The organism is Burkholderia sp. 4M9327F10, assembly GCF_005503145.1.
In the GTDB taxonomy this organism is placed as follows: domain Bacteria; phylum Pseudomonadota; class Gammaproteobacteria; order Burkholderiales; family Burkholderiaceae; genus Paraburkholderia.
On sequence record NZ_SCNV01000017.1, the window covers coordinates 13,889 to 29,987 of the forward strand.

Below are 16,099 nucleotides of genomic sequence, written 5' to 3' on the forward strand. Positions count from 1 at the left end.
GGGCCCGGATCGTCTGGATGACGAAAGTATTGCAAAAGGTACCTATCTTTTCCGACGACAAAATGGTGGGTAACAGTGGAAATACGATTGCCACGCCGAGCCCGTAACTTCTGTCGGATTAGCGGCCCTTCAGGTCGATATCGGGGAATCGCATCCTCGAACGGCGCGTGTGACGCGTAGTGGATGCGGTCATCACTTTATGTGTTCGGGAAAGTTGACAATGGCAGCACGTGCGCGCGTACAAGATAATCCTTTTCCCTCGTCACCGGTATTGCGATCGAATCTTCGGCCGCTGTGCCAGGCGATTGCGCTGATGATCGCCGCGGGTGCCGCAGCCAGTGCGCACGCGAGCGGCATTGTCAATCTGTCGAATATCGGTGCGCAGATGAGCGCTGCACGCGGCAGTGCAATGGGCGTCACGAACCTGGGGGTGGGTGTGTCGCCGCAGCAGGCGCTGCAGTCGAGCCAGCCTTCGATCCAGAATCTGGCCCACGTCGCACAGGGCATTGCCGCGCAACTGGCTGCCCAGCAGACGGCGGCCGCCGCGGCTGCAGCCGCGCCATCGAACGTGCCCAACGGTCTTGCGCCGGGTGGCTTGCAGGTGGCCCCCGGTGTGAGCAGCAACGTCAGCAGTGCGAACCTGTGGATCAACGCTGGCCTGCCGACGCAATCGGTGGCCGCGAATGGCCAGGTGACGGTGGATATCCAGCAGACCGCGCAGAACGCGGTGGTGACCTGGCAGACGATGAACGTCGGCAAGCAGACCACGCTGAACTTCGACCAGGCGGGTGGTACGCAGACCAACGGCGCGAACAACTGGGTGGTGCTCAATCGGATCATCGATCCGAGCGGGCTGCCCAGCCAGATTCTGGGCAAAATCACCGCCCAGGGCTCGGTGTATGTGATCAACCGCAACGGCATCCTGTTCGGCGCGGGCTCGCAGATCAATGTGCATTCGCTGGTGGCGTCGTCGCTGGATCTGCTGAATACGAACGATGTTCCGGTTCAGAGCAGCACGGATATTGCCAATAGCAACCAGTTGTTCCTGAGCTTGCCCGCTGGTACCCAGGGGGGGCTCGCGGCACTGGAAGCTGGCACGACCTCGGTTGCCTCAGCCGGCGGTGTTCCCAACGAAGTATTGGGCCTGGGCAACCAGGTTCAGGTGAGCTCGGCGAGCCAGTATCAGGCGCCGGGCAACATCACGATCGCGCCGGGCGCATCGATCACCACCCAGACGACCGGCACGGCCAGCGATGGCGGTTTCGTGCTGATCGCGGCGCCAAACGTGAACAACGGTGGGAACATCACGGCCACGGCGGGCCAGGTCGTGCTGGCCGCGGGCGTGGGTGTGAGCCTCACGCCCAATCCGACGAATCCGCAGGTGCTGCTGCCTGAACTGAGTGGCCAACTGGAGTTGATCAATGGCAAAAACCAGACGGATATCACTCCGGCGGGCACACTGACCAATACGGGCCTCGTCCAGGCTGCTCGTGGCAACATCGACCTGCTGGGCAGCAGTGTCGTCCAGAACGGCGTGGTGGGCGTAACGACGAGTGTCAATACGCCTGGTGCCATCACGATCTCGACGGTTGACGAGTACTATGCAAACCCGCCGAACGCGGCCAACTACACAGGCACGAGTGCGGTTGGATCTGGTTACCAGGGCGGCGCCGACGTTAACCGTCGTGCCGGCCTGCTGACCTTCGGTCCGGGTTCGGTGACAAGTGTGACGCCGGACACCGATGACCAGACGGCGACGTCAGCGCCGGGCACGACCTTTACGCCGGGCAGCATCACGATGACGGCCGGGTCCGTGTGGTTCCAGGGTGGTTCGCTGATCGAGGCGCCAGGTTCCAGCGTATCGGTGGTGGCGCTCACACCTGATTCGGCACAGAATTATTCCACGCCGCCTGGCGACACAGCCGTACCGGGCCGGATCTACCTCGATAGTGGTGCGACGATTGACGTCTCAGGTCTGGCCAACGTCGAACTGCCGATCTCCGACATCCTGCTCGACGTGGGCACGATCAACGAGAACAACCTCGCCGATTCGCCGCTATTGCGCGACAGCTTCCTCAATGGACTGGGCGGCGTCGTGGTGGACAGCACGCTCTCGGGTACGACGAGCGACGGTCTGCAGTGGGTGGGCAGCCCGATCCTGAATCTTGCCGGCGCCGTGAGCCTGATGCCGCGCACGGTCGACCAGTTGCTGACCAACGGCGGCACGATCACGCTGTCGGGCAACCAGGTGATGACGGCAACCGGTTCGTCGCTCAACCTGAACGGCGGCTACATTCATTACCTCGGCGGCACGGTCAACACTACCCGTCTGATTGATGCCGATGGTGCGATCGTGCCGATCGGCGACGCGAGCGACAACGACACGTATGTGGGCATTGCGGGGCAGTTCACCCAGACGTCGTCGCGCTGGGGTGTGAAGCAGACCTGGTACAACCCGCTGCTCAGCGGTGGCGCCTACGAGGCGGACTATATTGTCGGTGGCAACGCGGGGACGCTGAACGTCTTTGCGTCACAGGCGATGGTGCTTGATGGAGGGATCACAGCCGAAGCGTTCGGTGGCTCGAAGCAGGTGCAGGGCAATGACCAGCCGTTGGGTGGGACGTTCAATCTAGGCGCCAACCCGGCAGCGACCTCCGGCCAGACAACGCTCGCGGGACTGACGCAGGGGGGCACGGATACGTCGGCCACGGGCGAAACGGGCCTGGTGATCCTGCAGGACAGCGCTCCGCAACTGGGCGACCTGTCGCCGGGTTTCTCGATCGGCACGTCGCTCAATACGGCGGCGATGAACGCGCTTTCCGCGACCGATCCCGACAATGTGCTTGCCACCACGGTGGTGCCGGTCAATACGCTCAACGCGGGCGGATTCGCCAAGGTCAACGTGACCGAGAACAGCACGGACAGCAACGGGTTTGTCGTGGCGCAGGGTACGCAACTGACGGTGCAGCCCGGCGGCGCCATCACGCTTCACGGTTCAGGCGACAGCGCGGTGGTGCTGGGCTCGCTGATTGCCCCGTCAGGCACGATCTCGCTGACGGGTGTCGGCAGTATTGTAGTGGGCCCGAACGCACAGATCAGTGCAGCGGGCCAGTGGGTCAACAACGATACGCAGGCTGCCGCGGGTACCACACCGGGTGACAGCGAATTCATCAACGGCGGCAGTATCACACTGTCCGCGGGCACTATCGATCTCCAGCCAGGCAGTCTGCTCGACGTGTCCAGCGGTGGCGAACTCCAGGCCAATGGCCAGTTGCTGATGAGCAACGGGATTCCCGAGGGCAAGGGGGGCAGCCTGTCGTTGCTGAATGCTGGCCAGATTGACATGAATGGCACGATACGCAGCTTCGGCTTCGCGGGCGGCGGCACGCTGACGCTGCAGACGCCAGGTTTCCAGATTGGGGGCGATGCGGCCACGGCGCCGACGTGGGACATGGTGCTGCCGGCGGACTTCTTCGCGCAGCAGGGCTTTGGCAACTATGTGCTGAATGCGGAATACGACGCGACGGTAGCACCCGGCGCGACAGTGAACCTGACGCAACAGAACCTGATTCCCGATGTGCCGGCGCTGCTGCAGGCGGCAAGCGGGTCGGATCTGTCTGCGGGGGGACTCACCACGGTCGGGACGCTTGACCCGTATCACCGCCAGGCGACGGGCTTGGTGATCACGGCGGGCAGCGGCGTGGCGGTGGCAGCCGTCGACGCGTCGGAGGGCTTTTCGGACAGTGTTCCCGCAGGTGTTACCGGTGCGGTGACGGTGGGGCAGGGTGCATCCATTATCGGTGACGCGGGGGCGAGCATTGGACTGGGCTCGCCGGCGCAGGTGACGGTGCTCGGCTCGATCATCGCCCCGGGCGGCTCGATCACACTGAGCGCCGACACGACAATTGCGGGTCCGTTTGAGCAAACCGGCCAGTACTCATCGACGGGCGGCTTTACCAGCGCGAGCAAGTCGGTGTGGCTGGGGCCGGACGCGGTGCTCGACGTGGCAGGCGTGGCATTGACCAATCCGCTGGCCGCGCCGGTCAAGGATGGTCTGCATTCCTTCGTTCCCGACACCGGCAAGGTGCTGCCGGGTGGTTCCGTGACGATCTCGGACGACACCGGCTATGTGGTGGCGCAGGCGGGCTCGCTGATCGACGTGTCGGGCACTTCGGCCAGTTTCGACCAGTTGGAGTCCAACGGCGGGTATGCGATGCAGCCGGTGTGGAGCAACGCTGGCTCGATCACGCTGGCGGCGTCCAGCGGACTGTACTTCGACGGTACGCTCAGGGCTCAGCCGGGCGCCGCCCAGGCGCAGGGCGGCACGCTTACGATCCTGCCCGAGCCGTACGCGACCAGTGCAGATGAAACGGGTGGCGTCATCAAGACCTTGCCGGGCGCGACGGCGCTGATCATCCAGCAGGGCGGCAATCTGGTGCCGGCTGGGCTCGCCCCTGGCGGGACGATCAGCAACGCCCCCACGGGCGTGCTTCAGTTCGCCGCAGACCGTCTGGACGGTTCGGGTATCGCGACGCTGGTGCTTGGCAACCAGAACAGCCTGATCCCCGCCAGCCTGGGCGAGGTACCGGTTGCCTTTGCCGGCAACGTGAATCTGGATCTGTCCAGTTCGGTGATCATTGATACGGGCCGGATCGTCGCGCTGGCCGCCGGTGCGACCACGCTCCCTTCGGGCTCAGGCAGCGCCGCGATTGGCGCACCCACGGTGACCATCAGCGCGCCGTATGTGGCCTTTGTCGGCCCCACAATGGTATCTGGCAAGCAGGCCGTCACCATGACGCCGATACAGGCGCTGGCGGACGGCACGCTGAACGTGAACGCCTCGTTCATCGATCTCGAGAACCAGTTCCAACTGAACAATTTCGGGCAAGCCAACTTCACGAGCAGCGGCGACATCCGGATGACGTCGACCAATGCCAGTCTTGCTACCGGGTCGCCCGATGCGCTTGAAGTGGGTGAACTGTACACGCCAGGCAACCTGACGTTCCGGGCGGCGGATGTCTATCCGTCAACGGGCAGCACCTTCATTCTCGATGCGGTCGGGCCGGTCAGTGGGAGTAACAGCACGCCGGCGCCGACGACCATTACGTTCCTGCCGGATGGCAGCTCCGGGGTGCCGCTGTCGGCAGGCGGCACGCTGCTGGTCGACGCGACGAATATCGTCCAGTCCGGCACCGTACGGGCGCCTTCGGGCAGCCTGATCTTCGGCGTGGGCAATACGGCCAGCACCACCACGCAGACGCAGTTCAACAACCTGCCGCTGGTGGCAACGAACTCGGTATCGCTGACCAGTGGCAGCGTGACCTCGGTGTCGCTCGACGGCACGATCATTCCTTACGGTACGACCGTCGACGGTGTCGAGTGGCAGTTCAACCCGCTACCCGGGGCGAACGCCGCCCCGGATGTGACGGCGCCACCCGCGAAGTTCGTCAGCGTGAACGGCAGCAGCGTCTCGCTCGATCCGGGCGCGACGGTCGACCTCTCCGGAGGGGGCGACCTGCAGGCGGCAGAATGGGTGCCGGGCACCGGAGGCACCCGCAACCTGCTGGCGCAGTACAACGTCAGCTACGCGACCACGCCGAGTGGTGTGGCGGTACCCACGAATGTGGGGGGCACCAACGTCTACGCCATCCTGCCGGGCAACCAGTCGCAGGTAGCCGCATACGACCCGATGCTCGCGCAAACCCTGCAACCGTCCACCAACGCCAACGGAACCGTCAGCACCGTGACCGACGGCATCGGGGTTGGCCAGGCGGCCCTGAAGAGCGCGGTGGGTCAATCGGTGTATCTGTCGGGCGTGCCGGGTCTGGCCGCCGGCTACTACACGCTGCTGCCGGCCGGGTACGCGACGCTGCCGGGTGCGTACCGGGTGACAATGTCGAGCGTCACCGGTACGGTCACGCCGGGCTCAAGCCAGACCCTGCCCGACGGCACGGTGCAGGTGGCCGGCTACATTGGCAATGCGCTCACCGGAACGCACAGCGCGACGCCCACGCTGCTTGACGTGCAATCTTCAGCCGTGTGGCAACAGTATTCGCAATACACGCTGACCAGCGCCAACAGCTTCTTCCCGTCGCTTGCATCAGGCGCTGGCGATATCACGCCGCCGCTGCCGATGGACGGGGGGCAACTGGTGCTGGCCGCGACCCAGGGCCTGACGCTCGGTGGCGCGCTCAAGACGGCGGCCGCGCCGGGCGGTGCACCCGCCGAGGTGGATATCGCCTCGCAGGCGATCCAGATCGTCGGCAGTGGTGAGGCGGCCTTGCCTGGCTATCTGCAGATCAGCGCAGGGCAGCTCGACGCGCTGGATGCCGGCAGCCTGCTGGTGGGCGGTATCCGCAGCGAGACGACCAGCGGCATTACGATCAATCCGGTTGCCACCAGCGTGGTGCTGTCGAATGACGGGGCCAACCCGTTGAGCGGACCGGAAGTGATGCTGGTCGCGGCCAATAACGTACAGGTCGAAGCGGGCAGCGTGATCGCGGCACAGGGCGCCTATCCGGCAGCGAAGGATGTGCCGGTCACGATCTCGCCGAACGCGACAACCGGGACGAGCGACGGCGCCCTGCTGATCGTCACGAATGGTGCGGACTCGGCAATCACGCGCTCGGGCACCGTGAACGGCACCGGCGTGCTGACGGTGGGGGCTGGTGCGACGCTTACGGGCGGCCAGGCGCTGACGCTCGATTCGTCGGGCAACCTCAGCTTCAATCCCGCTGCGACCCTGTCGGGCAATACGATTGCCGTCGACGGCTCCGCGATCACCTTCACGAGCCAGACCGGCGCAGCCGCGGCGGCACTGCCTGGCTTTGTGATCGGGCCGACGCAGCTTGCGCAACTGGCGAGTGCGCAGGACGTGATCCTGCGCAGTGCAGGGGCGATGAACTTCGACGGCACGGTCAACGCAACCTTCGGCAAGGACGCCGACCTGAGCGCCGCCTCGTTCTCGAGCAATGGCGGCGCGGTTACGATCAATGCGCAGGAAGTCGCGTTCACCAACGAAGGCGGGGCAACCGCACCAACAGCGACGACGGGCTCCGGCACGCTGACGGTCAATGCGGGCGAGATCGACTTTGGCACGGGTGCCAAGACGAGCTCGGGATTCGGTTCCGCAACTTTCAATGCAACGGGCGGCATTGTCGGTCAGGGCAACGGAAGCTTCAACTTCGGCGCGCAGCCCGTCACACTCAATGCTCCTGTTTATCTGGCCGATACAGGTTCGGGACAGACGATCCAGACAACCGGCGCGCTGAACCTGAACAGCGCGGCGGGCACCGCCCTCACGCTGCAGCCGTTAGGTGGCGCATTCTCGTTCATTGGCGGTACGGTGAACGTCAACGGCGCGACCATTGAGGCGCCGGGCGGCAATGTCAGCATGGAGGCGACCAGCGGGAACCTGAGCGTGGGCAGCGGCTCGACCATCAGTTCGGCAGGCGTCGCGTTGCCGTTCTTCGACGTGACCGAATATGTTCCGGCCGGCGCGATTTCTCTGACATCGGATCTGGGTTCGGTCAACGTCGCAGCGGGTTCGACACTGAACTTTGCGGGAGCGAACGGCGGTGGGACGGCGGGCAGTCTGACGCTGTCGGCGCCGGACCAGACGGTGAACCTGGCGGGCACCATCAAGGGCAACGCGGCGAGCGGTTACCTGGGCGGTTCGTTCTCACTGAACACGGGCGGCGCAGTCGACCTCGACAATCTCTCGACCGAACTCGCGTCGAGCGGTGTGAACGACGGCATCATGGTGCAGACCGGTGCAGGCAACCTGACGCTGTCGGCCGGCAACACGCTGACCGCACATACGGTTTCGCTGACAGCGAACGGCGGGGCAGGCGGGCAGGATCCGAACAACGGCAATGTGCAGATTCTCGGCACGATCAACGCGAGCGGTAACGCGGGCGGCGAGATCGATCTGTATGGCAAGAGCGGGGTGAATCTGCAGGGTTCGCTGATCGCGACGGGCTCGAGTGCGACCGAGCAGGGCGGTACCGTCAATATCGGCACGACGGGTAACGGCAGTACCACGAGCCTGAATTCGAATTACGGCTATGAGAACGTGCTGCCTTCGGATGCGGGCGTCATCACGGTGGGCAGCAACGCCGTGATCGATGTGTCGGGAGGCACGGCAGGCGGCCTGTCGAACGGCACGGTGAACTTCCGGGCGCCGATCCTGACCAATGGTACGGTCAATGTGACGATTGCGCCGACCGCACAGATCAGGGGTTCGCGTGCGACGACGCTGGAAGCTTATGCGGTATGGAGTACTGACGACAAGAGCGCCAATGCCGCGCAGCACTTCGACGGCATTGTGGACCCGGCGGGATGGTACGACAGTAGCGGCAACCTGGTGGCGGGTACCTTCACGAGCCAGGACGGCCAGACCACCATTACGTATACCCCGGCGAACGGCACGACGCCAGCCAGCCTATCGAACGAACCGGGTGCGACGGCCGCCCAGGTGAGCGCCGATCTGGCCTACGACCTGGAGAACGATTACTTCGCGCCGACCACCGCGAATGCCAGCCATGAGACGTTCTACGGCTATCAAGCCGGCAGTACGACCAATGCGCCCGGCACGTTGATGGGCTTCGTCGAAAACGGCGTGCAGAGTGTAGCGAACCAGTTCGCGGGGACAAAAATCGCGAACTTCGCGGTGGCGCCGGGGATCGATCTGGACAACCCGGATCCGAACATCAATGGCGGCAATATCTCGATCCTGACGAACTGGAATCTGGGTGCGGGAAGTTCGCCTACGAGCCTCGCATTCCGCTTTGACGGTCAGGCGCCGATCATCACGTTCCGGGCCGAGAACAATGTCCAGGTCGATGCCAGTCTGACGGATGGGTTTTTCCAGATCGCCAATCCAACGGCGTCCTTAACGAAAATACAGGTTCTCCCTGCACCGACAGGTGATACATCGACGACTGCGTATGACGCCTTCTTTGAAGATCCGTATGGCGTTGTCAACGGCTACTACAGCATTGCCCAGGAAATGCAGCGGGGATACTTCGGCCCCGTGGGCACGTTGACACCGCCTGCTCCGCAGAGTACTTTCGCGAGTGATGGAAGTTCTACGCTTGTCACTGCAGAAATAGCTCAGTACTACGGTCTGTATCAGGAATACCTTGCAGATGCAACGGATGTCAATGGACCTATTCGGCCGTTGCTCCAGAAGATTGGTGGCGCTTACGTCAGTGGCGAGCCAGTTGCGCCCACGCCTCCTGCAGCAAGTGATCCAAACGACTACGCTGCCGCATACCAAGCCTACCTTTCTCAATACAATACATACGCGACGCAGCTTACTGCGTGGGAGGGCACACCCCTGGCGTCTACCGGCAAGTACCCCACCACTTTCCAGGTTGTGCCGCCCGCAGCTCCGCTGACGGTGTTGTCAGCGCTCATCCCCTCGACTGGCATGACGGTGACAACGGGTACGCTCCCGACGGATAACACCCCGTCGCCGGTCGCTAGTGCGGCTAACCCGCTGCCCCTCGTTTCCGCATCGCTGACGGGAGGTTCCAGCACGTCGTTCCAGGTCGTTGCAGGCGCGGACCTGAACAGTGCCAATCCGTTGGCGTTGCAGGCCGCCGCGATTTTTTCGGCATCGGCTGGAACCGGACTGGCAGGTGGCGGCAATGTGACGCTGAACGGGCATTTTGCCTATGACAATGCGAATAACCCGAACGACCCGAACAATCTGACATTGCTGGCACCCACAATGATCCGCACCGGTACCGGATCGATTGATATTGCTGCTGGAAACAGTGTGGTACTCGTCGACACGACTGCTCCTGGCGTTATCTATACGGCCGGTGCACCGGCTGCGGGCGCGCCAGCCGCGGGGAGTACGGCGACGATTGTGAACGGGAATTCATCAGGCGATCCCGATATCCTGGTCACCCCGAGCGTCAACCCAGATGCAGCGGGCAATATCTCCATTCAGGCTCAGGGGAACATCAACGGGGTCGAAAATGCCATCGATGCCACTGGTGCGGTTACCGGCGTCGCGGGCGCAAATATCAGCCAGTTCTGGTGGCAGTGGATGGAGGTCACGGCGAATCCAACAGTGAGTATTAATAGCGCGACGGGTGCCTATGTATTTGCGCCGCTTTCCGGGACATCGATTGATTTTGGCGCATTTGACCAAGGGGTGATGAGTGTTGGTGGCAATGTCTCGGTGAATGCCGGCGGAAACATTTCGGATCTGGCGGTGTCCTTGCCGACGACCTGGTACATGAATGGCAGCACACCCGTGACGGTCGGCGGCGGCAATCTGACAGTGCATGCGGGTGGAAACATCTTGAGCGGCGATTACTTCGTGGCGAACGGCACCGGGACCATTACCGCCGGTGGTCAGATCGGCTCGGACGGACAGGTCTACACCAGCTACAGCGCAAGTAACGCAGGCCGAGGCTTGGATCCGAACGTTTCGGTCGGCCCCGTCTCAACCCTCCTCGCAACCCAAGACGGTGTTTTGAATGTCAGTGCGCGTCAGGGCGCCAATATCGGGGGGGTGTTTGACCCCTCGTACGTTGAGAGCACAGCACTGCTCAATACCTATCACTCCTACGCCGATGGGCAGAGCTACTCATCGACTTCCGCTGTGAACGTTTCATCGACGACGGGCGATGTCGTTCTGGACTCGCTGGGTTCGATCGACCTGATTGGCGGGGGCGCGACCGGTAAGCAGGCGGGTGCGGTCGACCTCTCATTCATACTGCCCGCAACTGTGAACCTGACCGCTTTCACGGGGGGCATCACGATTGCATCGAGTGGAGAGCTTTACCCTTCTGCGTCCGGCAATCTGAATCTGATCGCGGATCAGTCGATTGATTTCTCCAGTCTGAACGGGCTCGCTTCCGGTGCCTTTGGGGTGACTGCCCCGGTCTTCGGCATGCTGGACGAGGATCCGTCATCGATGCCGTCTGCGGGGAATTTCGACGTTAGTGTACCGCTCGCCACTATAGATACCTTGGCTGCTCATGCGTCAAGCGCACTGCACGCCGACGATACCGAGCCGGTTCGCATCTACAGCCTGACCGGCAGCATAGTAGACGGTATTCTTGAGCCGCAAGGAGCGGGCGACGCTGGCTTCTACAATGACCTGGTCAATGTTGTGGCCGACAAGCCTGCACTGATCCAGGCGGGCGAGGACATCGTGAACCTCGCGTTCCAGGGGCAGAACCTGGGCGTCGACGACGTGACGCGCATTGTCGCGGGACGCGACATCTACGACACGCCTCTGCCGCGTACCGGCGGCGGTACGGTGCCGAGTCTTGTGCTCGGCGGTCCAGGAACGTTTGATGTCGAGGCGGGCCGTAACATTGGCCTACTCTCGAACGAACAGGAAGTGGTCGATGCCGATATCACGGGGACGGTGCCCCCGTTGGGCATCGAAGCGGTCGGTAATGCCGATAACCCGAACCTGCCGCACGACAGTGCCAACGTGCAGGTGCTGTTCGGTGTTGGGCCGGGCATCGACGACTCGGATTTCATCGCAACCTATATCAACCCTGCCAGCACGGTGCCGGGTATCACGGGTACGACGAATGCGTTGGTCGCCTTCATGGAGCAGTATGACGCCGGTCAGATTGAGAAGGTTGATACCGGTCTTTCGACGGACTCGGCCGCTGCACTCAAGAAGGTCGGCAATGATGGCGTTCTGACGGCCGCTCAGGCATGGTCACAGTTCCAGGCGTTGCCGTCCTACGTGCAGCAACTGTTCGTTGAGCAGGTGTTCTTCAGCGTGCTGACGAGTGTAGGCGAGGACTACAACAACCCGGCGAGTCCGTACTATCAGCAGTACGCCCGGGGTTACCAGGCGATCAACACATTGTTTCCTGCCTCGCTCGGCTACACGGCGAACGATCTGACCGGTGGTGCCAATGGTGCGAACAAGCTGGTCAATACAGGCAACCTCGACATCCGCAGCACGACGATCCAGACCCAGCAGGGCGGCAATATCTCGATCCTCGGGCCGGGTGGTGAGGCGCTGGTCGGCAGTACGTCTGCGCCGCCTGAGATCGTCAGCAGCAATGGCGTGGTCGCGGCGGGTCCCGGTTCGATGGGCATCCTGACCCTGGAGCAGGGCAATATCAACATCTTTACTGACCAGAGCGTGCTGCTGGCCCAGAGTCGCATCTTCACGGAGCAGGGTGGCGATATCACGATCTGGAGTTCGAACGGCAACATCAATGCCGGTCAGGGCTCGACAACGGTAGCGGATATTCCGCCGCCGGAGTACGTATGTGACCAGAACCACTACTGCACGGTGGACGCGAAGGGCGAAGTGACGGGCGCGGGGATTGCGACGCTGCAGACCATCCCCAGTGCGCCTCCCGGTAACGCCAATCTGCTGGCGCCACGGGGTACGATCGACGCAGGTGCCGCGGGCATCCGCGTGTCGGGCAACCTGAATGTGGCGGCGCTGCAGGTGCTGAACGCGGCCAATATCCAGGTGCAGGGCACCAAGACCGGCGTGCCGGTGGTGCCGGCGGTGGACACTGGTGCACTGACTGCAGCAAGTGCCGCGACCTCGGCCGTGACGCAGATGGCACAGAACATTGTGAAGAGCAATGCCTCGGGTGTGCCGCAGCGTCACTGGATCATCACGGTTGAGGTGGAAGGGTTCGGTGATGATGGTAGCGATGATAATCGCAAGAAGCGCAAGCCAGGGCAGATCAGCTACGATTCCTCAAGTGCCGTCTCTATTCTGGGGTTTGGTGGGATTGGTCAAACGCAGCGTGCTGTTCTGAGCAAAGAGGAGCAGGATAGGCTGGGAAAAATCTAAACCCCGAGCGATGTCCACGCCGGTCAATTTCATAGTAGAACAAAGAGTCGTGCCCTGGATGATTCCGGGGCACGACCTTGTCATACAGCCGTTTTACATTAGCGACCGGCGAGGGGACCACAGACCGATTTGTTTCCGATATTCAGTTTCAGGCCGCTGAGGTTGCTCAGGAAGGTCTCCTTGATTGCCGTGATGTAGACTGACGGCACCACATCGAAGCCATTGCCGTTGATAATCGAGACATTGCTCTCGTAGTGCAGGGTCAGGAAATCGATAACAGAAGCCGCAACCGTCGGCGTGTCGCTATGAGTTGCGTAGCATTGACTGGTGATGATCTGACTCGTGCCCGAGATCGGGTATCCCGTCGTCGGATTGCTCGCGTTCGGCACCCACAGCGAAGGGTTGGACTCGTTCGAACCGGACGGAACCGTAACCGCTCCAATAGCCAGCGTAGCGTTCTGATACGACGGAACAACGTCGGCCTTGGTCGTCGTGTTATACAGGCTCGCTACCGACAGGTTGTTGGTCTTTGCCGGTGAGCTGGACGGTGCGAGGAACGTGTTCGTATAGTCCGGACCCAGATAGCCGACGCCAGCGCCCGAAAGTGCCAGCAGGCTTGCTGCAACGCCACTGCTGCCCGTTGCCGCAACGAAGTTGCTCGGCGGCGTCGACGACGGGAACAGGCTTGCGAAGTTTTGCGTGACGGTGAACGTGACGGGTACTGCGGTCGTGCCCGAAGGAACCGGGCAAACGGCCTGAAGGTGAGCGGTTAGCAGATCGGTCGTGCCGTCGTTGTTCGCCTGATAGACGACGGTGATCGCGCCGGCAGGGTAGAGCGAACCGTTATCAGGGTTGGTGACCTGATTCCAGTTGGTGAAGGCACCCGAGAAAATCCCGCACAGGTCGGCGTCGTTCAGCGCGACGGTCGCCGTCGTGCCGCCGTTCGGCAGCGTCGGTCCCGTGCCGGTCGGCGCGTGTACGAGCGGAACGGTGATCGGCGTAACGATGTACGGAAGCTGGATCAGGGGACCATCGGTAACGCCGAGGCCGCCGCTCGACGTATAAGCCGAGATTTGGCTAGCCGATAGCGGGGCGTCGCTGTTGGCAAAATCAACCGTGCCGCTAGCAGTGGCGGTGACGATAGTGCCCCCCGTGATCGTGATCGAGGTGAATTGCGTCGGGTTGTTGTTTAGAAACGCCGCTTGAGTTTGCATTCTGGCGGCGCCAACCGGCCAGTATGTAGCTGTACCATCGGCCGGAGGGAAGGCGGAGATTTCCGACTGGATTTCGGGTGCGACCAGCGAGGAGCCGCCGCCCAACAGCGACGGAGTTTGGGCCATGGCGGCCGAGGCGGCCAGAGCGGAGAGAGCAAATGCGACGGCCTGACAGATCTTGCGCTTACTGGATGTCATGACAGTTTCTTTGAGAAAAGATAAATGGGAAGCCTGCTGTTGCAGTCATACGTACCCCGTTGACCGCCTGAACAAAACAAAGAGGTCGTGCCCCGGATGATTCCGGGGCACGACCTTGTCATACAGCCACTTTTACATTAACGGCCGGCGAGGGGGCCGCAGACCGAAGCGTTGCCGATATTCAGCTTCAGGCCGCTGGTGTTGCTCAGGAAGTCAGCCTTGATCGCCGTGACATAGGCTGCCGGTACCACGTCGAAGCCATTGCCGTTGATGATCGAGGCATTGCTTGAATAGTGCAGCGTCAGGAAATCGACAACAGAAGCCGCAACCGTCGGCGTGTCGCTATGAGTTGCGTAGCATTGGCTGGTGATGATCTGGCTCGTGCCCGAGATCGGGTATCCCGTCGTCGGATTGCTTGCGTTCGGAACCCACAGCGAAGGGTTGGACGCGTTCGAACCAGTCGGCGCCGTAACCGTTCCAATAGCCAGCGTGGCGTTCTGATACGACGGAACAACGTCGGTGTTCGTCGTCGTGTTACGCACGCTCGCTACCGACAGGTTGTTGGTTTGTGCCGGTGAGCTGGCCGGTGCGAGGAACGTGTTCGTGTAGTCCGGGCTCAGATAGCCGACGCCAGCGCCCGAAAGTGCCAGCAGGCTTGCTGCCACGCCACCGCTACCCGAAGCCGGGACGAAGTTGCTCGGCGGCGTGGATGACGGGAACAGGCTTGCGAAGTTTTGCGTTGCAGTGAACGTGACGGGGACAGCGGTCGTGCCCGAAGGAACCGGGCAAACTGCCTGAAGGTGAGCCGTCAGCAGGTCCGTCGTGCCGCTGTTGTCCGAGCGATAAACCACCTTGATCGCTCCGGCAGGGTAGAGCGAACCGTTATCAGGGTTCGTGATCTGATTCCAGTTCGTGAAGGCACCCGAGAAAATCCCGCAGAGGTCGGCGTCGTTCAGCGCAACGGTCGCCGTCGTGCCGCCGTTCGGCAGCGTCGGTCCCGTGCCAGTCGGCCCGTTCACGAGCGGAATGGTGATCGGCGTGACGATGTACGGAAGCTGGATCAGGGGACCATCGGTAACGCCGAGGCCGCCAGTCGACGTATAAGCCGAGATCTGGCTAGCCGACAGCGGAGCATCGCTATTGGCAAAATCAACCGTGCCGCTAGCGGTCAGCGTAACCGTGGTGCCTGCCGAGACCGTGACGGAAGTGAATTGCGTCGGGTCGTTGTTCAGAAACGCCGTTTGGCCTTTACCGGAGCCAACCGACCAGTACGCAGCCGTACCATCGGTCGAGGGGAAAGCAGAGATTTCCGACTGGATCGTCGGTGCGACCAGCGAGGAGCCACCGCCCAACAGCGACGGGGTTTGCGCCATGGCGGCCGAGGCGGCCAGAGCGGAGAGGACAACTGCGACAGCTTGACAGACCTTGCGCTTACTGGATTTCATGAGAATTCCTTTGAGCAACGATGAATGGGAAGCTTGCTGTTGCAATCACGCGCATCGCGTTGACTGCCTGAACAATTTAGACGGGATTCCAGTTGGAGCGTGTGAATTTTTAATAACCGAATGTACCCAACATTTCTGATGAAATTGATTTACGTGAAGTGAGCTAAAAAATCTATTTGATAGAAAAGCGATATGAGGATATGGAGCATCGCCGTTGGCGAGTTGTGAGTTAAAGCTATTGCAAGTTCTCAAAATAGACAATTCAGACATTCCTCGGTGTGCCCTTCCCAACCGTTAGAGTCCTCACACACGGTATGGAGGTGAGCGGCTGTGTCATAAAACCTGCATCGTCCATGCAAGCTGCATTTAAGTCACCTTCACGACAAAATGTTCGTAACATTTTTGATGAGCCCATGAAACGTGAAATGCAAATA

Annotated in this window: 3 protein-coding genes; 1 reads left to right on the forward strand and 2 read right to left on the reverse strand. The window is 61.9% G+C overall.

The annotated features are described in order from the left end of the window. Positions 1 to 271 precede the first annotated feature (271 nt). The gene (locus FFS45_RS17365; RefSeq protein ID WP_349292321.1) at positions 272 to 12,808 is read left to right on the forward strand and encodes a filamentous haemagglutinin family protein; all 12,537 of its coding nucleotides are present in this window, start codon (positions 272 to 274) and stop codon (positions 12,806 to 12,808) included. A gap of 98 nt (positions 12,809 to 12,906) precedes the next feature. Here FFS45_RS17365 and FFS45_RS17370 read toward each other — a convergent pair whose 3' ends face one another. Beyond that, entirely contained in the window at positions 12,907 to 14,220 is a 1,314-nt protein-coding gene (locus tag FFS45_RS17370) for a substrate-binding domain-containing protein (protein WP_137955865.1), read from the reverse strand. 137 nt (positions 14,221 to 14,357) lie between these two features. Then, entirely contained in the window at positions 14,358 to 15,665 is a 1,308-nt protein-coding gene (locus tag FFS45_RS17375; protein WP_137955866.1) for a substrate-binding domain-containing protein, read from the reverse strand. Between the last annotated feature and the right edge of the window lie 434 nt (positions 15,666 to 16,099).

Excerpts from the sequence above, each read along its gene's own strand:
- FFS45_RS17370 (WP_137955865.1), bottom strand. The coding sequence starts at position 14,220 with ATGACATCCAGTAAGCGCAAGATCTGTCAGGCCGTCGCATTTGCTCTC.
- FFS45_RS17375 (WP_137955866.1), bottom strand. The coding sequence starts at position 15,665 with ATGAAATCCAGTAAGCGCAAGGTCTGTCAAGCTGTCGCAGTTGTCCTC.